Origin of the sequence: Novosphingobium sp. CCH12-A3, from assembly GCF_001556015.1 — a bacterium.
Lineage (GTDB): Bacteria > Pseudomonadota > Alphaproteobacteria > Sphingomonadales > Sphingomonadaceae > Novosphingobium > Novosphingobium subterraneum.
Genome location: NZ_LSIA01000217.1, coordinates 1 through 23,387 on the forward strand (window position 1 = coordinate 1; position 23,387 = coordinate 23,387).

Sequence of the window (23,387 nt, forward strand, 5' to 3'; positions counted from 1 at the left end):
ACATCCTTCACACCGCGTCACTCAACCGAACAGGTGCGCGGAATTTCGCGCTTACGGTAAAACGGGTCGCTATTGCCCAGAACACAATCCATTGCGGATTTGAAAACGATCGGCGCGTACGGGTGCACCCCCAAAGTCGCGAATGGGGCGGATGGCCGGCCCGGGGCCACCGGGCTGTGCCAGACCGGCGGCCTTGCGAGTGCGATCTACGCGACGTTGAGCCCAAGCGCCTGCTTCGACTTCTCGACGTAGAACGACTTGAAGGCGTCGACCAGCTTCTCTTCGTTGGAATATGGTCCAGGCCGATAGCCGTCCGACCGGATGCCGGCGTGGTTGTTTTCCGCCAGGCGCCCGTCCTGCGCGTTGGTCGCGCGCCACACCGCGGTGAGGTTCTCCACGTCGTAGTCCACGCCTTCGACCGCGTCCTCGTGGACCAGCCAGCTGGTGCGCAGCATGGTTTTGTCCGGGCCGAGCGGCACGAGGCTGAAGGTCACGACATGATCGCAGCAGAAATGGTGCCAGCTGTTGGGCTGGGTCCACACCGACAGGCTGGTTTCCACCTTGTCGCCATGCGGCCAGATCAGCTTCTTGCACGCAGGCTTGCCATCCTGCGTCTGGGTGACCGCACCGGGCGCAAGGCCGAGCCGCGCAACGCGGTGCCACCAGCCATCGTGAAATTCGATCAGATCGCGATAGATGCCGAGCTTTTCCCATTCGGCGCGCTGCGCCTCGATCGCCAGTTCCTCGGCCGTCTGCTCGCCGCCCACGTTGTCTTCCGGCAGACCCTTGCCAAAGCCGCTGCCGTCCAGCGATTTCAGCAGTTCGGGATGGTTGCCCTCGCAGTGATAGCACTCGCGATTGTTTTCCATCACCAGCTTCCAGTTGGCGTCGTCGTGCAGTTCCTCGACATAGGCGACCTTCCGCTTGTCCAGCTGGAACAGCTCGATTTGGTCGGCGATATCCGCCTTGGCGCGGTCGATCGGCGGCGGGTTGTCACCGAGGCACAGAAAGAGCAAGCCGCCAACGTTCTCCAGCGCCACCGGACGCAGGCCATGTGCGCCCTTGTCGAACCCTTCGGGCATGTCACGCGCGGCCAGCAGCCTGCCGTCGAGGTTAAAGGTCCAGTAGTGATAAGGACACATCAGGCGGGGCGTGTTTCCCGTGGCCGTGCCACAAATGCGCGCGCCGCGATGGGTGCAGGTGTTGTAGAAAGCGCGAATCTCGCCGTCCTTGCCCCGCACGATCATCACCGAATTGTTGCCCAGTTCGAACACGTAGAAATCGCCCGGGTTCTTCACGTGCGCCACGGTGCAGGCATAGAGCCACACCGATTTCAGCATCACCTCCACATCGAACCGATAGGCTTCCTCGCCCACATAGAGATCGCGCGGGAGGGTATAGCCGGGGCGAGCCAGCGCCAGATCCGCAGCCACCGAAGGGTATGACGTCATCTTTCCGCATCCATCATGTTGTTTCAATTGCATTTCAGGAAAAGCGCCAGCCTTCTGGGCCAGCGGGCGGCTGTTCCGGACAGCGCGCATTCTATCGCGCGCGCGATGCGGGATGGAGGAGTATTTGCGAAATAACTCTGTCTAATGTGGAATGTAAGATCAGCTTAAGCGCTCGTCCGCGCTTGATAGGGGCGGGCAATTGCTAGCAGATGGTGCGATCAGTCCGCTTGACGGAGATTCCGTAAATCACGGGATCGGGGGAGAACGCCGCGCATGACCGGTCCGGTTGGGAATGATCACAAGAGCTTGGCGCATTCGCTGCAATCGCGGCATGTGACCATGATCTCGCTGGGCGGGATCATCGGCGCGGGGATTTTCGTCGGCTCCAGCGCGGCGATCAGCATCGCCGGGCCCTCCGTGCTGTTCACCTATGCCATGTGCGGTACGCTTGTCTTCGTGATCATGCGCATGCTGGGCGAAATGGCGGTGGCGCGGCCCGGCATCGGCACGTTCACGGGCTACACGCGGTTCAGCCTTGGCCCCTGGGCCGGCTTCGTCAACGGGTGGCTCTATTTCTACTTCTGGGTGGTGACGATCGCGGTCGAGGCGATCGCCGGCGCCGCGCTGCTGGGGCCACTGTTCCCGACGTTGCCGCAATGGGGGCTCGCAGCCTTTCTGATCGCGGTGACGACGGGCATCAACCTGCTGTCGGTGCGCGCCTATGGCGAAGCGGAGTTCTGGTTCGCCGCGCTGAAGGTGGCGACGATCACCGGCTTCATCCTGCTCGGCATATCCTATGTCGTCGTCTTCGGCCCCGGCCTGCCCGCCATCGGCGCGCAGTTCACGGCGCACGGGGGCCTGTTCCCGCAAGGCTGGCCGGCGGTGTTTAGCGCCATTCCGGTCGTCATCTTCTCGATGATGGGCAGCGAAGTTGCGACCATTGCGGCCGTGGAAACCGAAAACCCGGCTGGGAACGTGGTTCGCGCTGCCCGCACCGTCACGCTGCGCATCCTGTTCTTCTACCTTGGCTCGATCAGCGTCATCGTCTCGATCGTGCCTTGGAACGAAGTTGTGGTCGGCCAGTCGCCGTTCGCGGATGCCATGGCCCGCGTGCACATTCCGGGCGCGGCTGCGATGATGTCGCTGGTGGTGTTCACCGCCGTCACCTCGTGCCTCAACTCCGCCATCTACGTCACCTCGCGCATGCTGCATGAAATGGCCGAGCGCGGCGATGCGCCCGCGTTCTTTGCTGAAGTATCGAGCCGTCGCGTGCCGACCAATGCCATCCTGACCAGTGCTTTTGCCGGGCTTGCCATGGTGGCCGTCTCGGTCATCTCGCCCGAACATGCCTTCGTGTTCCTGCTGCAATCGTCGGGCGCGATCATCCTGTGCGTTTACCTGCTCATCGCGCTCAGCCAGATCGCGCTGCGCCGCCGGCTGGAAGCCGCTGGCGAGGTGCTCCCTGTCAAGGTCTGGGCGTTCCCCTTCGTCAGCTATGCGGTGGTGGCGGGCATCCTGGCCGTGCTGGTCCTGATGGCCAGCAAGCCAGACCTTCGCGAACAGGTCAGCCTGTGCGCCCTGCTTTTCCTTTTCGCCGTCGGCGCCTTCCACCTGCGCAAGCGCGTGGGGACCGCCACGGCAGCTTCGTGACCATTTAATTATCCGCGCCGGGTCAGCCCCCGCGCGCATCAGAGTTGGAGAAATAACATGAAATCTACGGCACGTGTCGTGGTGATCGGCGGCGGCGTAGTCGGGGTCAGCACCCTGTACCACCTGGCCAAGATGGGCTGGTCCGATGTCTGCCTGCTGGAACGCCACGAGCTGACCTCGGGCTCGACCTGGCACGCTGCGGGCCTGCTGCCGCTGTTCAACCTCAGCTATTCAGTGGGCAAGCTGCACCAGTACTCGGTGGATCTGTACCCCACGCTGGAAGCGGAAACCGAGCTGAACGTCGGCTTTTCCAACGTCACCAACATCCGCCTTGCCACCAGCCAGGACCGGCTTGACGAATACCATTACTATGCCGGCGTTGCCCGCACCATCGGCGTAGAAGTCAACTTCCTCACCCCGGACCAGGTGCGCGAAGTCTGGCCACTGTGCGAGACGCAGAACATCCTCGGCGCCATCCAGCACCCGGCCGACGGTTACATCCAGCCCGCCGACCTGACGCAGGCGCTGGCCAAGGGCGCGCGCAACCGTGGCGCCAAGATCTATCGCAACACGGTCGTCACCGGCATCACGCAGAAGCCGAACGGCGAATGGGTCGTCTCCACCGACCAGGGCGACATCACTTGCGAACACGTCGTTTCCGCCTCGGGCAACTTCGCCCGCCAGACCGGCGCGATGGTCGGCCTCGACATCCCGGTCGTCCCGGTCGAGCACCAGTACGTCGTCACCGAACCCCACCCCGCGATCTTGGAACGGCGCGCCAAGGGCCTGCCCGAAATGGGCGTGCTGCGTGAATCCGACGCATCGTGGTACATGCGCGAGGAAGCAGGTGGCCTGCTGCTTGGGCCCTATGAAGTCGGCGCGCCAGCATGCTACCTTGATGGCCCCGCGCCGAACGCGGAATACGAACTCTTCCCGGACGCGCTGGAGCGCCTCGAACCCTACATCCTCGCGGCCATCGAGCGCGTTCCCGCGTTTGGCGAAGTGGGCGTAAAGAAGGTGTACAATGGCGCCATCGCCTACACCCCGGATGGTTCGCCCATCGTCGGCCCGGCCTGGGGCAAAAAGAACTTCTGGCTGAACGAAGGCCATTCCTTCGGCATCACCGCCGCCGGCGGCGCGGGCTGGCAGCTGGCCAACTGGATCGTCGAGGGCGAACCCTCCATCGACATGATGGGCGTCGATCCGCGTCGCTTTGGCGACTACGCCGGTCGCGGTTACCTTGTTGAAAAGAACGAGGAAGCCTACGCCAAGGTGTTCACTGTCCACTATCCGGACGAAGAACGCGAAGCCGCCCGCCCGCTGCGCCAGACCCCCTGCTATGACCGCATGAAGAAGCTGGGCGCCGTGTTCGGCAGCGTGTTCGGCTGGGAACGCCCCAACTGGTTCGCGCCCGAAGGCTACCAGCTGAGCGACGAGGACCTCGACCGCGCCGACGTGATCCTAAACCACAACCACCCGGATGTGGACGGTGAACCGATCCGCGAAAAGTGGTCGTTCCGCCGCTCCAATTACTTCGAGTTCGTGGGCCAGGAATGCCGCCACGTGCACGAAAAGGTCGGCCTGCAGGACATGAGCGCCTTCGCCAAGTGCGAGATCTCCGGCCCCGGTGCCGAAGCGTGGCTCGACGGCCTGCTGACCAATGCCGTGCCCAAGAACGTCGGGCGCGTCTCCCTGTCGTACCTGCTCACTTCGCGCGGCGGCGTACGCAGCGAATTCACCGTCTACAAGATGGGGCCACAGCGGTACTACCTCGTCTCGGCCGGCGCCTATGAACGGCACGACCACGACTATTTGAAGAAGGCGATGCCGACCGATGGTTCGGTGACATTCGAGCGCCTGACCACCGCCATGGGCGTGCTGGTGCTGGCAGGGCCGCGTTCGCGCGACGTGCTGGCCAAGCTGACCGACACGGACCTGTCGAACGAGACATTCCCGTGGCTGACGGGCAAGACCATCAGCATCGGCGCCGCCCCAGTCGAAGCCCTGCGCGTCAACTTCATCGGCGAGCTGGGCTGGGAAATTCACCACCCGATCGAGATGCAGAACTACATCTTCGACAAGCTGATGGCGGCGGGTGCGGAATTCGACATCAAGCCTTTCGGGATTCGCGCAATGGTGTCGATGGCGCTGGAAAAGAGCTACAAGCTCATCCCGCGTGAACTGTCGGTGGAATACTCGGCCTATGAAAGCGGGCTCGACCGCTTCATCAGCCTGAAGAAACCGGGCTTCCACGGCAAGGACGCACTCCTTGCGTGGAAGGAAAAGGGCGGCGCCAACACGCTCGTCACCATGGAAGTCCACGATGTGACCGACGCCGACGCGCGCGGTTCCGAAGTGATCCTGAAGGGGGATGAAGTGGTCGGCCGCGCCACCTCGGGCGGCTATGGCTGGCGCATCAACAAGAGCATCGCACTCGCCATGCTCAATCCCGCCGACGCGGCCGTGGGCACCGAACTGGAAATCGTGATCCTGGGCAGGCGCCACCGCGCAACCGTGATCGCGGACTCCCCGTTCGATGCCGAAAACGCCGCGCTGCGGGCCTGATCGAGCTCGGGCAAGCAGAACAAGAAGGGCGCTCCGTTGCAACCGACGGGGCACCTTTCGCCTTTGGGACAGGAGATCGGACAAGGCCATGCGTCTTCCCTCGGAGTTTGACCTTCATGCGTTGGAAGTCTTCATCCTGACCGTCGATCTCGGCGGGATGACGCCCTGCGCGCTGCGGCTGAACGTGACGCAATCCGCCGTGTCGCAAGCCATCGCAAGACTCGAAAACGGACTTGGCACCGCCCTGTTCGACCGGTCGCTTCGTCCGCTGGGCATCACGCCCGCCGGCCGTTCGCTGTATGCGCAAGGACTGGGACTGCTGTCCGAAGCCAAGCGCGTTTATGACGGCGTGCGCGAGGAATCGGACCAGCCCATCGATTCCGTCACCATTGCCATGTCGGAAAGTCTGGCGACGCAGCTGACCGCACCGTTGCTCAAGGAATACGGCAACCGCGCCAACCGCTGGACCATGCGATCCGGCCTGTCGTTGAAGCATCACGCAGAGTTCCTCGCTCGCCGGTTCGACATGCTGGTAACCGGCAGCAACATGCTGGAGCGCGAAACGGGGCTGGACCACCGCCTGATTCTGGAAGATCCCTTCGTCCTGCTGCTGCCGGTCGACTATGACGGACCGACCGAGCCTGAGCGCATCCCCGCCACCCTACCCTTCATCCGCTACACGCTGGATTCAGGCACCGGCCAGCGGATTGAACAACAACTCACCCGCATGCGCCTGCGCCTGCCCAACACCATCGAGGTGGAAATCACGCACCAGCAACTGACGACCGTGGCACTGGGCATGGGCTGGAGCATCACTTCGCTGCTATGCTTGGCCGCCCAGCCTAACCTGATGAACAAGATGCGAGTGGAACCGCTGCGCAAGGGCCGCTTCTCGCGCCGCATCGAGGTCGTCTCACGCACGGGAGAACTGGGCGACCTGCCCGAATGCACGACGCAACTGGCCCAGCGCGTGCTGCGTGAACAGACCTTCCCGCCCGTCATTCAGATACTGCCCTGGGTGGAAGAGTTGCTCCACTGGACCTGACCGCTTGAGGCCAGCTCAACCGCCGCGTTGAAATAATTGGCGTTGCACATGAACGTGCGTGTGCCAGTCCTTGTACCACGGAATGCGCGCAGCGGCGCCTTGGCGGCGCTTGGCCCGAAGACACGCAAGGGGAGCGATTGATGAACGAGCTGTCGACTGCGCCTGTGCTTCAGGTGTTGAAGGACGAACGCAAACTGTCCTACCTGAACGCAGAAGGCATGGACCGTCCGCTCATCAGCACGCTGGGCGATGCCGTGCTGGACCGGGCCCGCGGGTATCGCATCGCGCGGCTGCGGGCCAAAATGGCCGAATACGACTGCGATGCCATGCTGATGTATGACCCGGTCAACATCCGCTATGCGTTCGACAGTTCCAACATGAGCATCTGGACCATGCACAACGCGGCGCGATACGCGCTGGTGCTGGCCGACGGTCCGGCGATCATGTTCGAGTTCGACGGATGCGAGCACCTGAACCACGGTCTGCCCACCATCGACGAAGTGCGCCCCGCCGTCTCGTGGCTCTATTTCTCCGCGGGCGACCAAGCCGAGCACCGCATGAACGAATGGGCGGACGAGATTGCCGCCATCGTGAAGCGCGGCCCCGGACCTGTGCGTTTGGGCGTGGACAAGCTGGAACCCTCGGGCGCATTTGCGTTGCAGGCGCGCGGCCTGACCGTAATCGACGGGCAGGAAATCCTGGAAATGGCGCGTGCCATCAAGAGCGCCGACGAGATCGAGCTGATGCGCTGGACCGTGCGCGTGTGCGAAGCGGGCATGGCGCGGATGTACGAAATGTCCGAACCCGGGCGCACCGAGCGCGAGATCTGGGCTGAACTGCATTTCGAAAACGCGCGCAGCGGCGGCGAATGGCTGGAAACCAAACTGGTCACCGCCGGGCCGCGCACCAACCCGTGGTACAACGAATGCTCGGACTATCGCATCCAGCTGGGTGACATGATCAGCTTCGATACCGACATGGTCGGCCCCTATGGCTATTGCGCCGATCTGTCGCGGTCATGGACCTGCGGCCACGTGGCCATGACGGCCAAGCAGAGGGAACTGTATGCGGCGGCGCTGGACCAGATCAACCACAACCTGTCGCTGCTGAAGCCCGGCGTCACCTTTGCCGAATTCAACGCAAAGTCGTGGGCCATTCCGGAAAAGTACCAGCCTTATCGCTATTCGCTGGCGCTGCACGGCACTGGCCTGTGCGATGAATGGCCCACCGTGCTGCTGCACCCGGACTTCGCGAAGAACTGCACCGGCACCATCGAAGCAAACATGGTGCTGAACGTGGAAAGCCTGATCGCCGAGGAAGGCTCGGAAAGCATCAAGCTGGAAACGCAGGTGCTGATTACCGAAACCGGCGCGGAACGGCTCGACACGTTTCCGTGGGAAGAAATCTGACACAGCCGCCGCAGGGCGCAAAAAAGGCCTTTTTTGTCATGGCGCCCTTCAGACCTCGTTCGACGCCTTGCTCAGCAACACGCCGTTTGTTTCCGGGGCAAAGACCAACGCGACCACGGCACCCACCACACACAGGCCCGTGGCCGCCGCCATCGTTGCCGGCATGCCCAGCTGCTCCATCGAAATCGGCAGCAGGAATGTGCCCATCGCCGCGCCGATGCGCGAAGCCGCGGTGGCAAAGCCCACGCCTGCGCCGCGAATGTCGGTGGGGAAGACCTCACCCGGATAGACCACGGTGAGCGTCGCCGCCATCGCGTTGAAGAACGAGAACGTCAGAACACCCACCATCACCAGGGTTGTCGTTTGCCCCGGCACCGCCAGAAGAGCCATGGCCGCAACGCTGATAAATGACGGCACGATGCACAGCGCGCGGCGGCCCCACGTGTCGATGAACGCGGTGCAGAACAGCACGCCGAGCATGGCGAGGCCATTAAGCGCAAGGCCCCCCGTCATGCCATCGCCCAACCCGAGATGCTGCAGCACGATAGGAGCAAAAGCGCCAATGGCAAAGAACGGGGTGACGTTGCACAGCCAGTAGGTCGAGATGAAGAACGTCGTCTTCGCATGCGGCGGGCGGAACAGGTGGCGGAACGATAGCGTCTTTTCCGCAGGCGCGGCGCGCAAGTCCGCCACCTCTTCGGCGGGCATGTACTCGGTGGCGATGGCCATCGCCTCATCGCTGCGGCCAACGCTCATCAGCCAGCGCGGGGATTCCGGCGTGCCCAGCCGCATCAACAACACGATCAGCGTCGGCACCGCACTCAGCGCCAGCATGAAGCGCCAGTCGAGCGCGGTGGACACCGTCAGCCCCCACGCCAGCGCATAAGCGCCGGTGTACCCTGCAAACCAGCCGATTTCCTGCAACGACAGCAACCGCCCGCGAATGCGCGCGGGCACGAATTCCACCAGCATCGGCCAGCCGATGGCATAGTCTGCACCGATCGCCACGCCCATCAGGAAGCGGACGAGGAACAGCTGGTTCGCATCGGTCACGAAATACTGCGCCAGCGATCCCGCCAGAAAAGCCATCAGGTCGATGGTGAACATCGGACGCCGCCCGATCTTGTCCGCCAGGAACCCACCCAGCGGCCCGCCGAGGAAGATGCCGAACAAGGGAGACGCCCCGATCAGCCCCTGCCACGTCGCCGTCAAATGCAGGTCGGCAGTGATGCCCGGCATCAGCACGCCGATGATGCCAAGGATGAACCCGTCGATGAACATGCCCCCGGCAATCATCGCGGTCAGCTTGGCAACGAACTTGCGCTGCGTGGGCGTCAACACGCTGCCCGGCGCGCCGCCGCGGAAACCGTGCGTCTGGCTCGGCTGCATTTGTTTTCTCCCCAGCCCGGTTTCGGGTGATGCGGCAGGTTCTTTCGCAGTTGACCCGGCTTCAAGCGCCAAAAAGTTCACATCACGGATGAATCACATTCATCTTCCAATGGGGGCCGGTTGCTTGCCGGCTGATACCGCAGTAAGCTTCGGCAGTGTCCAGACGAACCTACAATTTGCCTCCCCTGAGCACGCTCACTACATTCGAGGCTGCGGCGCGGCATCTGAGCTTCAAGAATGCCGCGGGTGAGTTAGGGGTAACCCCAGGTGCCGTCAGCCATCAGGTGAAGGCGTTGGAGGCGGAGCTGAAGGTCCCACTGTTCCGCCGCGTTCATCAACGGGTCTTGCTCACCGCGCAGGGCGCGCAACTATACAGCACCCTTTTGCGCAGCTTCACCGAGATCGCCAACGATTTGCGCGCGATCCGCGAAAGCGGCGGTGAAAAGCGCGTGACAATTGGTGCCACCTCCGCCGTCGCCCAGCTGTGGATTGCCGATGTCCTTGCCGGCTTCTGGCGCGACCACCCCGACGTGACGGTCGATCAGGTCATTTCAGATCACGGTTTTGGCAAGGCGCCGACAATCGACATGTACATCAGTTATGGCCAAGATCACCGTGCGGGGTGGGAACAGCGTGCGCTATATTGCGACGAGATGATCGTTGTGGGCAGTCCTGCCATGGCCGAACGGCTGCGTAATGCCACCATCGCTGACATTGCAGCCGAGCGCCTCGTCCACCTCGACGCGGCCGAGGGGCACTGGACGACGTGGAGCGACTGGTTCCGCGCGCACGGGGTTCCCGAACCGGAAGCGCGCGGCCTGCGCGCCAACAACAGCATGATCGTGCTGCGCGCCGCCATGGATGGCCAAGGCCTTGCACTCGGCTGGCGGCGGCTGATGGCGCCGCTTCTAGAAAGCGGGCGGCTGGCGGTGTGCGGCCCACACCGCATGGCGTCGCCTCACGGCTATTACCTGGTCTCGCGGGTGGATTCGGAACTTTCCACTCCTGCCCGGATGCTGCGGGAATGGATCTGCAACGCGCTCCAAGAGGGGTAGAATTCAGGCCCAGATATCGCCGATTACATAGCCTTCGGGAAACGGATCGTCATGGTCCAGAACAAGTGTGTTTAGGCCGGATATCCACGCCGTGCCGCTAATAGTCGGCACCACGGCCTTGCGCGCGCCCAGCGTTTTTTCTTCGACCAGCTGCCCGGTGAATACGTTGCCGAGAATGCCCTGATGGCGGAAGTCGGTAAAAAGGGGCAGTTTACCCCTGGCATACAGAACAGCCATCTTGGCGGAAGTACCAGTGCCGCACGGGCAACGGTCCAGCGCGCCGGTCCATGTCGCCGGGTCATCCCAGGATAGCGGCCCCGAGGCCATTGTCACCGCGTTCTTCCAGTCGGCGCGCGGATCGTTAGTGGGGCCAGACAGCTGTGATATGGTGATGCTAACGCCCGGATAATCGGGGTGCGCCACGGGAAGTTGCTCCATTGCCGCCTGCCGGATCATTGAGGAAACGCGCGCAATCTCACCGCCATGCTCGGGGATCAGCTCCAGCCCCTTGAACTGGCGCACATCGGCGATGACGTAGAACATCCCGCCCCAGCCCACATCCACCGTCACTTTGCCAAGATGCGGCACGTCGATCACCGCATCAAGATGCGCGGCAAAGGCCGGCACGTTGCGGAACCGCACACTTTTCACCTTGCCGTCGCTGCACTGGGCCGTCACGTGGATCAGTCCGGCAGGCGCTTCCAGCACCAGTTTCGTCTCTGGTTCCTTCATCGGCAACATGCCCATTTCCAGCAGCACCGTGACCACGGCAATGGTGTTGCCGCCCGACATCACTGGATATTCCACCTGCTCCATGATGATGTAGCCAGCGTCAGCTTCCGGATGCGAGGGCGGCACGATCAGGTTGCAGCAATGTGCCGGATAGCCGCGCGGTTCGCGCAGCATCAGCTTGCGCAAGCTATCGTCGTTCGCCTCCAGCCACTGCATCTTTTCTAAACTGTTAGCACCCGGCACGAGGGGTACGCCGCCCGTTATCACACGCATGGGTATGCCTGCATGCGTGTCCACCGCTTGAATTGTCCGCTTGTACCCCATAGGCTTCGCATCCTTGAACAGGATCAGGCAATCGGCCCGGTCTGCGTAGCATCCGCCAGCCATGGCAACCGCTCGAACAGCACGGGCAGAACTTCGTCGGCCAGGATGGCCCGGCATTCGTTGGTGACGATTTCCGGCGCGCTGCCCAGCGCTCCGTCACGCGCGATCAGCGTCATCCGCCGACTGAACGCGCCCCGGCCGATGGGCTGCACGATCAGGTCATCCAGCAGGTGCGGCGTCTGGAACAGGCACAACGGGGTGGTAATGCCCCACCCCAGCCCTTGTGACACCGCGCTCGTCTGCCCGGTGCAGGAATCGAATTCGATCTGCATCGGGAACTTGAAGCGCAATCGCTCCATTTGCGCCTCTGTCTGCCGCCCCGCTGACGACCGTAGCGAAAAGCGGATCATGGTCCGCTCCGCCAGATGCGGCCCGAGTTCCATCGGCAGATCGAACCCCCTGGGGAACATCAGCACGTATGGTTCGGACAGGATCAGGTGTCGTTCCAGTCCGATCAAGTCCGCGATATTTCCCTCCTCGGTGATCATAATGTCGGCAGTGTGAGAATTGAACTTCGCCCGCTGTTCCGGCATCAACCCGTTGGAAATGCGCCAAAAGCGCGAAAGCTCGCTACGCCGCTTGTACAACCTCGGCCCCAGCACGTTGGCCAGACTTTCCGGCATGGCAATGGCCAAGGAGGCAAGCCCCCCGCTTTCCGCTTCCGATGCCGCGACAAAAGCCTGCTGGACTTCTCCCAGGATTTTCTGGCTGTGCCGCAGCAACGCGTGTCCCGCACCGGTCAGCACAATCGGCCGAACGCCCCGATCGAACAGCTGCTTTCCGACTGCTGCTTCTAGCGCGGAAATCGTCTGCGAAATGCTCGACTGGGTCAGTCCAAGCACTTCGGCCGCACGCGTCATCCCGCCCTGCTCGGCCGTCACCACGAAGGCCTGCAGTGCGCGGAATTCGAAACTGCTCGGCAGTTGGGTTTTCTTGCTCATTGCCGCTCACGCCTTCTCCCCGGTGGCTCGTTTGGCGTACCCACGGGGTCCTGTATCATATTCCCGTCATCTTGCTCCCGTCAGCATGTCCGAAACGACTGAAGCGCCTCCGCTCAGCCGCTCCGCAAACGCCGCCGGATCGCGTATTCGCAATCGTGGCGAAGGCCCGGTTACCGACAGCAGCCCGATCAACGCGCCGGAGCTGGCCCGGACCGGCACCGCCAGCGAAAACAGGCTTTCCTCCAGCTCGTCGTCGATCAGCGCATAACCTTGCGCGCGCACCGCGTGCAGGTGCTCGATCAGCGCGGCCATCGTGGTGATCGTCTTGGCCGTCAGTCGCACCAACGGTTCCGGCACCACTTGCCGTACCCGCTCGTCTGGCAGGTACGACAACATCAGCTTGCCCATCGCGCTGGCGTGCAACGGCAATTCCAACCCGATATACGCAGCAGCCGAGACGGTGATCAGGCGCGATGCCGATGCTTCCGCAATCAGCTCGAACTCCGTCTCGCCGTTCACGACCGCATAGTTGATCGTCTCGTTCAGCTCACCGGCAAGCCCGGCTAGAACCGGCTGCACTTGCGCGATCAGCCCGGCGTACGGATCGGCCCGACGCCCCAGACGGGCCACTTTCCAGCCCAGCCGGTACTTGGCGCCGTTCTTTTCGACAAAGCCCGTCTGCGTCAGGCTAAGTAACAGGCGGAACACCGTCGGCCGCGACATGCGCATCTTCTGCGCCAGTTCGGTCGCAGTCGCGCCGCCCGGGTGCCAGCCCAGTTCGGTCAGCAACGCCATCGCCTTAATGACCGATTTGTTGGTCTGGTCCCCGGCATCGACCACGTCGTCCGGCTCGTCGTGCAGATCGGGAAAGGCTGACATGGCGGCCCGTGCTCCTGCTCTGGCCGCTCTCAGCCCTCCGCCCCCTTGGCGGTGTCGCCCAGCAGGCGACCCGCGGTCTCAGGCGCCAGCCAAACGGTCACGATCGCACCGAACAGCGAGATTCCCGCCGCGATCCACATGGTTCCGCCAATGCCCAGCTTTTCCATGGCCGTCGGCAGGAAAAACGTGCCGGCGGCCGCCCCGACGCGCGAAATCGCCGTGGCAAAGCCCACGCCCGTGCCGCGCACCTCGGTGGGAAACACTTCGGCCGGGAACACGCTGGTCAGGCAGTTGCCGACGGCGTTGGCGAACGAAAACACCAGGACCGACGCCACAATTAGCACCACCGCCCCAGCCGGTGCCGCGGCGACGACCGCCAGCCCGACCGTGGAAATGCTCAGCGCGGCAATCGCCAGCTTACGGCGGCCCACAGGCTCCACCAGCGCCACAGTCAACACCACGCCCAGCAAGGCGAGGAAATTGAGCGCAAGGCCACCGGTCAGACCATCATGCAGCCCAAGGTGTTCCAGCACGACCGGCGCGAACGTGCCGATGGCGAAGTACGGGGTTACGCACGCGAACCAGAAGATCGAAACGAACAGGGTGGACCTGATGTGTTCGGCCGAAAACAACGGGCCGAAGCCGCCCTGCTTCTTTTCCTCTTCATAGTGAAGATCGGCCTGTTCGTCGTCTTCCATGTACTGCTTGGCCAGTTCGATGGCTTCCTCGCGGCGGCCCACGCTGATCAGCCAGCGCGGCGACTCCGGCGTGCCAAGGCGCATCATCAGCACGATCACGGTCGGCACGGTGCTCAGGCCCAGGATCACGTTCCAGCCCGCGATGTCATACATCGTGAACGCCCAGCCCAGCGCGTAGGCGATCAGGAATCCGACATACCAGCCCACTTCCTGCACCGATAACAGCTTGCCGCGCATGCGAGCAGGCGCAAATTCGGCCAGAAGCGGCCAGCCGATGGAATAGTCCGCGCCGATCGCCATGCCCATCAGCACGCGCACCGCAAACAGCTGCCACGCATCGGTGACCACGAACTGCAGCACCGACCCGATGAGGAAGGTGGCGAGGTCGATAGTGAACATCGGCTTGCGGCCCACCTTGTCGGCCATGTAGCCGCCCAGCGGGCCCCCGAGGAAGATGCCGATCATCGCGGAGGCGCCGATCAGGCCCTGCTCGAACAGGGTCAGGCCCATGTCGCGCGTGATGGCGGGCATCACCGTGCCCATGCTGCCCAGCACGAAGCCGTCGATGAACATGCCGCCCGAAATCAGGAAGGCCAGCTTGACAATGAACTTGTGGCGCTGGGCCGCTATCTGTTGCGGCGTTCCGCTCAGATTAATCCCCGCCGGTGCGGCATTATGCACGTGTCTTCTCCCCAAATCGCGAAGAGCCCCTTGGCCAGCCCGGCGAGCCCGCATGGGCCCTACGCCTTGACGACCATCTCCTTCTTCCCATCTTCGTCCATTATTCGGACGCTGCGTTCAAAACATAAAATCATTGACATGAAATGGTCAAGCAAATCGCGCTAAAAGGGTGGCGCCATGCGCAAAATTCCGGCGTGGATGTCGTTTCTGGTCGACCTTGCGTCGCTTTTCGGCACGCAAAACAGCGAAACCCGGGCCACATTTGCCCGGTAGGCGCACAACGAGTCGGCAAAGTTGAGATCGACTTGGAGCGACCTAAACCGACTTGGACGGGGTCAAGGAGAAGCAGGATGGCAGATTTGACGGGCAAGGTGACCCTGGTGACCGGTGCCGCGGGCGGCATCGGCGGCGCGCTGGTGCGGCGCCTGCGCGCCCAAGGCGCGCGCGTCGCGGTGAGCGATCGGGACGTCGCAGGGATCGAGGCCGAGGCGCATCTGCCGGGCGACCTGCGCGATCCCGCGTTCTGCGATGGCCTGCCGGGCGCGGTCATGACGGCGCTGGGGCGGATCGACATCGTGATCAACAACGCGGGCGTGATCACCCGCGGTCCAGTGACTGAAACCAGCGATGACGACTGGAATTTGTCTTTGGGAGTCAACGTCGAAGCCCCCTTCCGCATCTGCCGCGCAGCCATTCCGCTGATGGCCGGCGCGGGCGGTGGGGCAATCGTCAACATCGCATCGTGCTGGGGCCTGCGCCCGGGTCCGAACCACGCGGTGTACTGCATGACCAAGGCCGCGCTCGCCTCGCTGACGCAGTGCATGGGCATGGACCACGCGCACCAGGGCATCCGCATCAACGCCGTCTGCCCCAACGAGGTCAACACCCCGATGCTGCGCACCGGCTTTGCCAGGCGCGGCTTCGATCCCGACACCGCGATTGCGGACCTGAACGAAACCGTGCCGATCGGCCGCATTGCCGAGCCGGAGGACATTGCCGACGTGGCGCTGTTCCTGGCCTCGGACGCGGCACGCTATGTCGTTGGCGCCTGCATCGAGGTGAACGGCGGGAAGCCCGTGTCGTGAGGCGCTTTGACGGCAAAGTCGTGCTGGTCACTGGCGGCAGCCAAGGGATTGGCCAGGGCATCGCGCGCCGTTTCCGCGAGGAAGGCGCGCGCGTGTTCACCGCGCAGCGGGGGCAAGACGCCGAGTTCGAGGGAATCGAGGCTGACTTGTCCGCCCCCGACAGCCCGCCGCGCGTCGTGGCCGAAGTGATGGAGCGCGCGGGGCGGCTGGATGCGCTGGTTAACAACGCTGGGATGATGCGCGAGGCTCGCGTCGAGGACATGAGCCTTGCGGACTGGCAGTTCAACATAGCGGTGAACCTGACCGCGCCGTTCCTGCTGATAAAGGCCGCGCTGCCACACTTGCGCGCAACGAAAGGGGCCATCGTCAACATCGGGTCCATCGAAGGCATCGGCTGCAACCCGCAGCATGCCTCGTACAGCGCGACCAAGGCGGGGCTGCATGGCCTGACTCGCGCCGTGGCGGTCGATCATGGCGAGGATGGCATCCGCTGCAACGCCGTGGCACCCGGCTGGATCGACAGCGAACTATCTGAAATCTATATCGAATCCATGCCCGATCCGGTCGCATTTCGGCAGAAGATCAGCAAGATCCATCCGGTTCGCCGCACCGGAACCCCGGCAGACGTGGCCGGGCTGGTGGCCTTCCTGTGCTCGGAGGACAACGGGTTCATTACCGGGCAGACCTATACCATCGACGGTGGCCGCACGGTGCAGTTGCCGTTGCCCTAACGGAAAAATGGCGGCGCCTCCGGCAATCCGAAGCGCCCCCTCATTCCAGCCTGTCAACGCGACCCGACAGGCTCAGTCGTTTCGTGCTCTCCATTCCTTATAGCGGATTACCGCATTGGCGCCGATTTCGCGGAAGGGCTGCGGCGGCAGGCGGCGCGGCTGGTCTTCTGCAGTAAAGTGGCGCGTGATGTCGCTTTCCACGCCACAGGCGAGTTCCGCCGCGCAGATGCCGGTCAACGTGCCGCGCGCAGTGCCGAGGCCGTTCTGGACGCAGCCCGACCAAACACCGTCATCGACCTGACGCGCAACCGCCACGCCGTTGAGAGTCAGGCACAAGTGCCCGGCCCAGCCGTATTGCATCTTCATGCCGGAAAGCTGAGGGAAGCGATCCTCGAACTTCTGCTGCATGACCTTTCCCGCGCGCGGCAAGTCCCTGGTCAGGTTCATGCCCGGGCGCAACGCAGAGACGGTGCGCGTGATGATGCGGTTACCGCCCTGCCCGGTGTCGATGCGGCGCATGGTCGTGCCCATCGGATCGGACGGAGTGATGCCCCAGCGCGGCTTTCCGCCCAAGCGTGCAAGGTCATCCACGCTGAGTTCGGGCGTCATCACCGCGAACAGGAACAACTGCATCAACCGTCCCTTTGCCACGCCGAAGCTTTCCAGGTGGCCGTTGACGGTGAGGATGACGCGCGGAGTCGACACGCTGCCTTGCGCGGTGCGCACACGCCAGTCACTGCCCTGCCGGTCAAAGCCCAGTACGGGCGAGTTCTCGCATATCTGAACCCCTTGTGCGGCAAGTCCGGCGCCAAGTCCGCGGATGTAACCGGCCGGTTGCAGCATGACAGTGCCGGGGGTGTAGAGGCCTGACAGATAATGCCGCGAGCCGGTGAGCGCCTGCATGGTGGCGGCATCGAGCATCTCGTAGCCTTCGCCCAAGTGGGCCAGATGCTGCGCATAGCTTTCGTTCTGCGCATGCGCGGCTTCGCTGGCCGCGCCGTTCACCTTGCCCGCGGGGTCGAAGAAATTGCGGTCGATGCCGTATTCCTCGACTGCTGCGCCCGCGAACGCGATGGCGCCGCGATTGAGGCGGGTCATCGCCATGTCATCGCCCGCGCCAGCGTAATCCTCGGAAATCAGATCGTGCGGCAGATCGATCATGAAGCCCGAGTTGCGGCCCGCCGAGGATTCGGCAAGGCGGCAGGCATCGAGCACCAAGATGCGCGCATTCGGGTGAAGCTGCTTCAGCCGACGCGCGGCGGAGAGGCCGGCAAAACCGGCCCCGATCACCACGAAATCCGCGGTGATGTTACCCGTCAGCGGGGTTGCCGCCGACGGGTAATCACCGATGATCGCGTTCCACCCTGCCGTTCCGGGCAGGGCCGGCAAATGACGGGCGGTGTAGCGCTTCACGCGACGCTTTCGTCCGCATCGTCCGAGAGGTCCACCCAGATCGTCTTGAGCTGGGTATACTGATCGTGCGCGTGGATGCCATTGTCGCGCCCGCCAAAGCCCGACTGCTTGAAGCCGCCGAACGGGGTGGAAATGTCCCCTTCGCCAAAGCTGTTGACCGTGACGGTGCCGGCACGGATGGCACGGGCCCCGCGCAGCGCCTTCTTGACGTTGGCGGTGTAGATCGACGCGGCGAGGCCGTATTCGGTGTCGTTGGCGAGTGCGATTGCTTCGTCAAACGTCTCGACCGTCAGCACCGACAGGACGGGGCCGAAGATTTCCTCGCGCACCGGTCGCGCATCGCGATCGGCGAAATCGAGGATGGTGGGTTCGACAAAGCCATCCTTTGCCTTGCCGCCCAGAAGCACCTTCTGGCCCTTTTCGAAGAACGAGCAGACCTTGTCGAAGTGCGCCTTGGAAACGAGCGCACCGACCCGGTTCAGCGGATCGAGCGGATCGCCCATGGGCCATTCGCGGGCGTGGGCAACCACACGTTCGAGCAGCGCGTCCTTGACGCCCTTTTGCACGATCAGGCGCGAGGAGGCCGAGCAGTTTTCGCCCATGTTCCAGAACGCACCGTTGACGATGTGCGCGGCCACGCGATCAAGGTTCTCGGCATCATCCAGCACCACGGCCGGGTTCTTGCCGCCCATTTCGAGCGTGACTTCCTTCATGTTCGATTCCGCGGCGTACCCGAGGAAGCGACGGCCCGTCGCGGTGGAGCCGGTGAAGGACACAGCGTCGATATCCATGTGGCGACCGATGGGTTCACCCACGGCGGAGCCGCTGCCGGGCAGGACGTTGAACACGCCCGCCGGAAGGCCGGCTTCCATCGCCAGTTCAGCCACACGCAGCGCGGTCAGCGTGGTTTCCACGGCGGGCTTGACGATGACCGAGCAACCGGCTGCAAGCGCGGGGCCGATCTTCCAGGCCAGCATGAGCAGGGGGAAGTTCCACGGCAGGACAAGGCCGACGACGCCGACGGGTTCACGCACCACCATGGCGATGTGATTGTCCGACGCAGGCGATACCTGATCGTAGATCTTGTCGATCAGTTCGGCATGCCACTTCAGACAGTGCACGGTTTCAGGCACGTCCACGGTGGAACAATCGTAGATGGTCTTGCCGCTGTCGAGGCTTTCCATCACGGCCAGTTCGTGCGCGTTGCGCTCGATCAGCTTGGCAAGGCGCAGCAACACTTCCTTGCGCTCACCCGGATGGAGGCGCGACCAGCGACCATCCTCGAACGCATCGCGCGCCCTGGCCACCGCAAAGTCGACGTCCGCGGCATCGCACGCGGCAATGCTGGCAAGGACTTCACCCGTGGCGGGGTTAGTCGTGTCAAAGGTCTTGCCCGAAATGGCCGGACGGAAGGTGCCGTCAATGAACGCGCCGTTCGGCAGCATCAGGCCCTTGGCGATGGCCTTGTATTCCTCGGTCGTCAGAAGATCGGTCATCGTCGCTTACTCCGCTTCGATTTCGGCCACGGTGCGCTTCAGCACGCGGACCACCTGTTCGAGCTGGCGCTTGTCATCCTTGTTCAGCGCCTTCAGCGGGGGACGCGGCGGGCCGGCATAGTGGCCGTCCAGCTCGCAACCGTGCTTGATGCATTGGATGAACTTGCCGCCCTGTTCCAGCACGCGCATCAACGGCATCAGTGCCGACATTATGCGGCGCCCTTTGGTGAAGTTGCCTTCTCCCACGCAGGCGTTCCACAGCGCGATGTGTTCCTTCGGCAGGAAATTGGACCCGCCGCAAACCCAGCTGCGGCCACCCCACGCAAAGAATTCCAACGCCTGGTCATCCATACCGCACGACATCTGGATGTGCGGATAGTCACGCGCCAGAAGGTGGACGCGGTTGATGTCGCCCGAGCTTTCCTTGATGGCGCAGAAGTTGCGGCTGCGGCCCACGCGGTCGAGGAATTCCTCACCCATGGAAATGCCCATGCGGCCGGGGTAATTGTACAGCATGATCGGCAGGTCGGCAGCACGATCGATGGCGAGCGCGTTCAGCGCGTTCTCGCGCTCGGTCGGCACCGAATAGGGCGGCGAGCCGACGAGAATGGCGGCAGCCCCCATCTTGGCCGCAGCTTCTGCCATCACGATCGAATCTTCAAGGCGGATGGCCACCGTGCCCACGATCAACGGCACGCGATCCCCGATCACGTCCTTGGCGAAGGCGGCGAGTTCGACGCGCTCCTCCATCGACTGGGCGTAGTATTCGCCAGTCGAGCCGCCATTGATCAACCCGTGCACGCCGGACGCGATCAGGTATTCGATCATCGCGGCGAACGCGTCGCGATCGATGCTGCCGTCTTCACGGTGCGGCGTGATGACGGGCGTGTATATGCCCTCGAACTTCATGAAGTTCCTCTTTTTCAAAGTCCCGCCGGCACGATCCCCAAAGGGATCTCGATGCTGGCAGGCGTAACGAATTTCTCGATCTGGGCGCGCGAAAGCTCCCAGTGCGATACGGCCATGTCGGCGGCGCCTTGTGCATCACCCACTTCGATCAGAGCGATGAACTGGTCGTGGTGATCGGCGGCCTTTTCCTGTTCGTGCCGGAATTCAGGCGCGCGCGCGCTGTAGAACGTCATGCCGATGCGGGCGTGGTCGATCAGCAGGCGGCGCAAGCTGGGCATCAGGTATTCGTTGCCGGCCATCTCGCCGATCAGCCAGTGAAAGCGTTCGTTGCACAGCGTGCGTTCGGCCGCATCGCCATTGGCAACGGCCTGGCGGAACTGGCGCTGGCATTCCTTCAGCCGCTCGATCTGCGCGGGCGTGGCGTTTTCGGCGGCAAGGCGCGAGGTGGCGGCGTAGACCATTGGCGCCACCATGAAGAAGTTGCGCATCGCCGATTGCGACATCGGCGCAACTTGCGCACCCCGGTTGGGATGCAGCACGACATAACCCTCGCCCGCCAGCTCGCGCAGGATCTCCCGCAATGGAGGGCGCGAAATGCCATAAGCCTCGGCCAACTCGGATTCGTCGAGATACTGACCCGGCGCGATCGCTTGCGTCAGGATGCACCGGCGCAGATCGTCGATGCAACCGCTCTTGCGGGTGCGACTGTTGCCGGGCAGCGGGGTGGTCTCGATCATGGCTGGCGAATGTCCGGAGCTTGCTTCGCATTTATCTATACTCTAAAATACATATTGTCTACATTGCATTTGCCGATCATGAGACCGGGTTCCCACGCGTGACGGAGAGACATGGCGATGGAATGTGCGCAGCATTTCCTGTTTGCCTTGGTGGATGGGTTCACCCACATCGCGTTTTCCTGCGCGGTGGAGCCGCTGCGCATCGCCAATCTGGTCAGCGGAAAGGCACTTTATCGCTGGTCTTTTGCTGCGCACGGCGGGCAGTGGGCGACGGCATCCAACGGATCAGTCACGCAGGCGCACCACAGGTTCGATGCGATGCCCGTCTGCGATCGGGTGCTGGTGGTTTCAGGCACCGATGTGCGCCAGGTGGACCATGCCGCGCTGATTGCCGCGCTGCGGCGCAAACGCAGCGGAGGCATTCCGATCGGCGGCGTTTGCTCGGCGGCTTATGTGCTCGCCAAAGCGGGGTTTCTGGACGGGCAGCAGGCGGCGATCCACTGGGAATTCCACGACGGCTTTGCCGAGGAATTTCCGGACGTTCGCCTGGTGCCCAGCGTGTTCGTGGTGCATGATCAGTTCATGACCGCGGCTGGCGGGACCGCGGCGACGGACCTGATGCTGCACCTGATCGAACAGGACCACGGCTACGACCTGGCGGTCGCGGTGGCCGACCAGATGGTCTACAACGCCGCGCGGCCGGGCGGGTTTGCCCAGCGCGTTTCCATGCAATCGCGCAACGGCATCCGCAACCCGCACCTGGCCCGCGCCGCCGACATGATGCGCCGTACGCTGCACGCGCCCATTTCGCCCGCGCAGATCGCGCAGGAGCTGGGCATTTCCACGCGCCACCTTGAGCGGCTGTTCGGGCAATACCTGGATACCTCGCCGCGCAAATACTTCATGGACATGCGGCTCGAGCGCGCACGGCACCTTTTGCTGCAGACAGAGGCGGGGATCACCGAAATCGCGCTTGCCTGCGGCTTTGCCAGCGCGGGCCATTTCGGGCGGGTGTACCGCGCCGCCTACGGCGTTTCGCCGGCCCGGCAGCGGGCGCGCCCGCCCAAAGCGGCCTAAAGGTCCAGCACTACACGGCCCAACGGCTTGCTGCAGCAGGCAAGGATGAAGCCTTCGACCACGTCATCGTCGGTGATGCCGCCGTTGTGCACCATGTGCACGTCGCCTTCGATCTTGCGCACCTTGCACGTGCCGCACAGGCCCATCGAACAGCCCACCGCCACGGGCACGGCGGCCCCGCGCGCCACGGACAGCAACGTGTCGGTCTGTGCGCAATGCGCGGTCTTGCCTGATGCGGCAAAGACCACCTCCACGCCCACGTCGGCGTCGGGGAAGCTGTCAGCCGGCACCTCCTCGGCATCCTCTGGCGCCGCCGAGAAGCTTTCCTGGTGATAGTGCGCCATGTCGAAGCCCAGCGCTTCGAGCGCCTCGCGCACCGCGCGCATGAACGGCTCCGGCCCGCAGCAGAACACCTCGCGGTCCAGGTAATCGGGGGCCATCAGGCCCAGCATGACCTGGTTGAGCATGCCGCGATAGCCAGTCCACGGGCTGAATGGATCGGGCTCTTCCACCACCCATTTCAGATCGATGCCGACAATGCGCGACGCCATCATTTCCATTGGCTGGCGCAGGATGATCTCGGACGGCCGCTTGGCCGCGTTGACGAAGACGATGTCCGGCTCGAGCCCGGAATCGTAGAGCCATGTCGTCATCGCCACCATCGGGGTGATGCCCGATCCAGCCGAGATAAACAGGTACTTGGGCGCAGGATGGCTGACGATCGAGAACCGGCCAGCCGGCCCGATTGCCTTGATCTTCATGCCCTTGTGCAGGTGATCAAGCATCCACCGCGTGCCCAGCGACCCGTCCTGCGCCTTGACCGTGACGGTCAGCGACGTGGGGCGCGAGGGCGAAGACGAGATCGTGTAGGTGCGATAGAGCGGACCGCCCGGGACCGGAAGCTCCAGCGTGACGAACTGGCCCGGGTCATGGTTGAACAAGGCCCCCGACGGACTGCGAAAGCTGAACGTCACCACGTTCGGCGCCTCTGGCGTGCGGGTCACGCACTCCAGGGCTTCCGAATCGTGCCAGAACTTCAAATCCTTGAACTGGCTCATCA

General features: G+C 63.5%; 19 protein-coding genes. 8 read left to right on the plus strand and 11 right to left on the minus strand.

Annotated features, from left to right (window positions below):
* Positions 1 to 206: 206 nt before the first annotated feature.
* The gene (locus AX703_RS16760; protein ID WP_062345711.1) at positions 207 to 1,451 is read right to left on the minus strand and encodes an aromatic ring-hydroxylating dioxygenase subunit alpha; all 1,245 of its coding nucleotides are present in this window, start codon (positions 1,449 to 1,451) and stop codon (positions 207 to 209) included.
* Positions 1,452 to 1,724: 273 nt separating this feature from the next.
* Between AX703_RS16760 and AX703_RS16765 the strand changes: the two genes are divergently transcribed.
* The 4 genes from AX703_RS16765 (at position 1,725) to AX703_RS16780 (ending at position 8,120) form a co-directional block, all read left to right on the plus strand.
* Positions 1,725 to 3,101, plus strand: coding sequence for an amino acid permease (locus tag AX703_RS16765; RefSeq protein ID WP_062345713.1), 1,377 nt, complete (start codon positions 1,725 to 1,727; stop codon positions 3,099 to 3,101).
* 57 nt (positions 3,102 to 3,158) lie between these two features.
* A complete protein-coding gene (locus AX703_RS16770) occupies positions 3,159 to 5,666 on the plus strand; it encodes an FAD-dependent oxidoreductase (RefSeq protein ID WP_062345714.1) in 2,508 nt (835 codons plus the stop codon).
* A gap of 88 nt (positions 5,667 to 5,754) precedes the next feature.
* Positions 5,755 to 6,711: a LysR family transcriptional regulator gene (locus tag AX703_RS16775; RefSeq protein WP_062345717.1), complete on the plus strand. Its 957-nt coding sequence runs from the start codon at positions 5,755 to 5,757 to the stop codon at positions 6,709 to 6,711.
* 140 nt (positions 6,712 to 6,851) lie between these two features.
* On the plus strand, positions 6,852 to 8,120 hold the full coding sequence (locus tag AX703_RS16780) for a Xaa-Pro peptidase family protein (protein ID WP_156452105.1): 1,269 nt from the start codon (positions 6,852 to 6,854) through the stop codon (positions 8,118 to 8,120).
* A gap of 48 nt (positions 8,121 to 8,168) precedes the next feature.
* Here the strand turns inward: AX703_RS16780 and AX703_RS16785 are convergent, their stop codons facing one another.
* The gene (locus AX703_RS16785; RefSeq protein ID WP_082734657.1) at positions 8,169 to 9,509 is read right to left on the minus strand and encodes an MFS transporter; all 1,341 of its coding nucleotides are present in this window, start codon (positions 9,507 to 9,509) and stop codon (positions 8,169 to 8,171) included.
* Between the two features lie 155 nt (positions 9,510 to 9,664).
* Between AX703_RS16785 and AX703_RS16790 the strand changes: the two genes are divergently transcribed.
* Positions 9,665 to 10,564 carry a LysR substrate-binding domain-containing protein gene (locus AX703_RS16790; RefSeq protein WP_062345721.1) on the plus strand — a complete coding sequence of 300 codons (900 nt, stop codon included), beginning with the start codon at positions 9,665 to 9,667 and terminating at the stop codon, positions 10,562 to 10,564.
* Positions 10,565 to 10,567: 3 nt separating this feature from the next.
* Here AX703_RS16790 and AX703_RS16795 read toward each other — a convergent pair whose 3' ends face one another.
* From AX703_RS16795 to AX703_RS16810, 4 genes are all read right to left on the minus strand, one after another.
* Positions 10,568 to 11,683, minus strand: coding sequence for a proline racemase family protein (locus AX703_RS16795; protein ID WP_197423748.1), 1,116 nt, complete (start codon positions 11,681 to 11,683; stop codon positions 10,568 to 10,570).
* A complete protein-coding gene (locus AX703_RS16800; RefSeq protein ID WP_062345723.1) occupies positions 11,644 to 12,621 on the minus strand; it encodes a LysR family transcriptional regulator in 978 nt (325 codons plus the stop codon). The genes AX703_RS16795 and AX703_RS16800 overlap by 40 nt, the downstream gene beginning before the upstream one ends.
* Before the next feature lie 66 nt (positions 12,622 to 12,687).
* Complete coding sequence (locus AX703_RS16805; protein WP_062345725.1) at positions 12,688 to 13,500, minus strand: IclR family transcriptional regulator; 813 nt, start codon at positions 13,498 to 13,500, stop codon at positions 12,688 to 12,690.
* A 29-nt stretch (positions 13,501 to 13,529) separates the two neighbouring features.
* Positions 13,530 to 14,771, minus strand: coding sequence for an MFS transporter (locus AX703_RS16810; RefSeq protein WP_197423749.1), 1,242 nt, complete (start codon positions 14,769 to 14,771; stop codon positions 13,530 to 13,532).
* A 458-nt stretch (positions 14,772 to 15,229) separates the two neighbouring features.
* Here AX703_RS16810 and AX703_RS16815 point away from each other — a divergent pair, with 458 nt between their 5' ends.
* On the plus strand, positions 15,230 to 15,964 hold the full coding sequence (locus AX703_RS16815; protein WP_062345727.1) for an SDR family NAD(P)-dependent oxidoreductase: 735 nt from the start codon (positions 15,230 to 15,232) through the stop codon (positions 15,962 to 15,964).
* The gene (locus AX703_RS16820; protein ID WP_062345729.1) at positions 15,961 to 16,695 is read left to right on the plus strand and encodes an SDR family NAD(P)-dependent oxidoreductase; all 735 of its coding nucleotides are present in this window, start codon (positions 15,961 to 15,963) and stop codon (positions 16,693 to 16,695) included. The genes AX703_RS16815 and AX703_RS16820 overlap by 4 nt, the downstream gene beginning before the upstream one ends.
* 72 nt (positions 16,696 to 16,767) lie before the next feature.
* On the opposite strand, the gene AX703_RS16825 is transcribed toward AX703_RS16820, so the two are convergent.
* From AX703_RS16825 to AX703_RS16840, 4 genes are read right to left on the minus strand one after another with little or no spacing between them, the layout of a single operon-like run.
* Entirely contained in the window at positions 16,768 to 18,108 is a 1,341-nt protein-coding gene (locus tag AX703_RS16825) for an FAD-binding oxidoreductase (RefSeq protein WP_062345731.1), read from the minus strand.
* Positions 18,105 to 19,604 (minus strand): aldehyde dehydrogenase, encoded by a 1,500-nt coding sequence (locus tag AX703_RS16830; RefSeq protein WP_062345733.1) that lies wholly within the window; start codon positions 19,602 to 19,604, stop codon positions 18,105 to 18,107. Before AX703_RS16830 ends, AX703_RS16825 begins: the two co-directional genes overlap by 4 nt.
* A gap of 6 nt (positions 19,605 to 19,610) precedes the next feature.
* Positions 19,611 to 20,513 carry a dihydrodipicolinate synthase family protein gene (locus AX703_RS16835; RefSeq protein WP_062345736.1) on the minus strand — a complete coding sequence of 301 codons (903 nt, stop codon included), beginning with the start codon at positions 20,511 to 20,513 and terminating at the stop codon, positions 19,611 to 19,613.
* Positions 20,514 to 20,527: 14 nt separating this feature from the next.
* Positions 20,528 to 21,250 (minus strand): GntR family transcriptional regulator, encoded by a 723-nt coding sequence (locus AX703_RS16840; RefSeq protein ID WP_062345738.1) that lies wholly within the window; start codon positions 21,248 to 21,250, stop codon positions 20,528 to 20,530.
* A gap of 111 nt (positions 21,251 to 21,361) precedes the next feature.
* Here AX703_RS16840 and AX703_RS16845 point away from each other — a divergent pair, with 111 nt between their 5' ends.
* Positions 21,362 to 22,327 (plus strand): GlxA family transcriptional regulator, encoded by a 966-nt coding sequence (locus AX703_RS16845; protein WP_197423750.1) that lies wholly within the window; start codon positions 21,362 to 21,364, stop codon positions 22,325 to 22,327.
* Here the strand turns inward: AX703_RS16845 and AX703_RS16850 are convergent.
* Complete coding sequence (locus tag AX703_RS16850) at positions 22,324 to 23,385, minus strand: hybrid-cluster NAD(P)-dependent oxidoreductase (protein WP_062345741.1); 1,062 nt, start codon at positions 23,383 to 23,385, stop codon at positions 22,324 to 22,326. The two genes, AX703_RS16845 and AX703_RS16850, sit on opposite strands and share 4 nt — an antisense overlap.
* Positions 23,386 to 23,387: the final 2 nt, after the last annotated feature.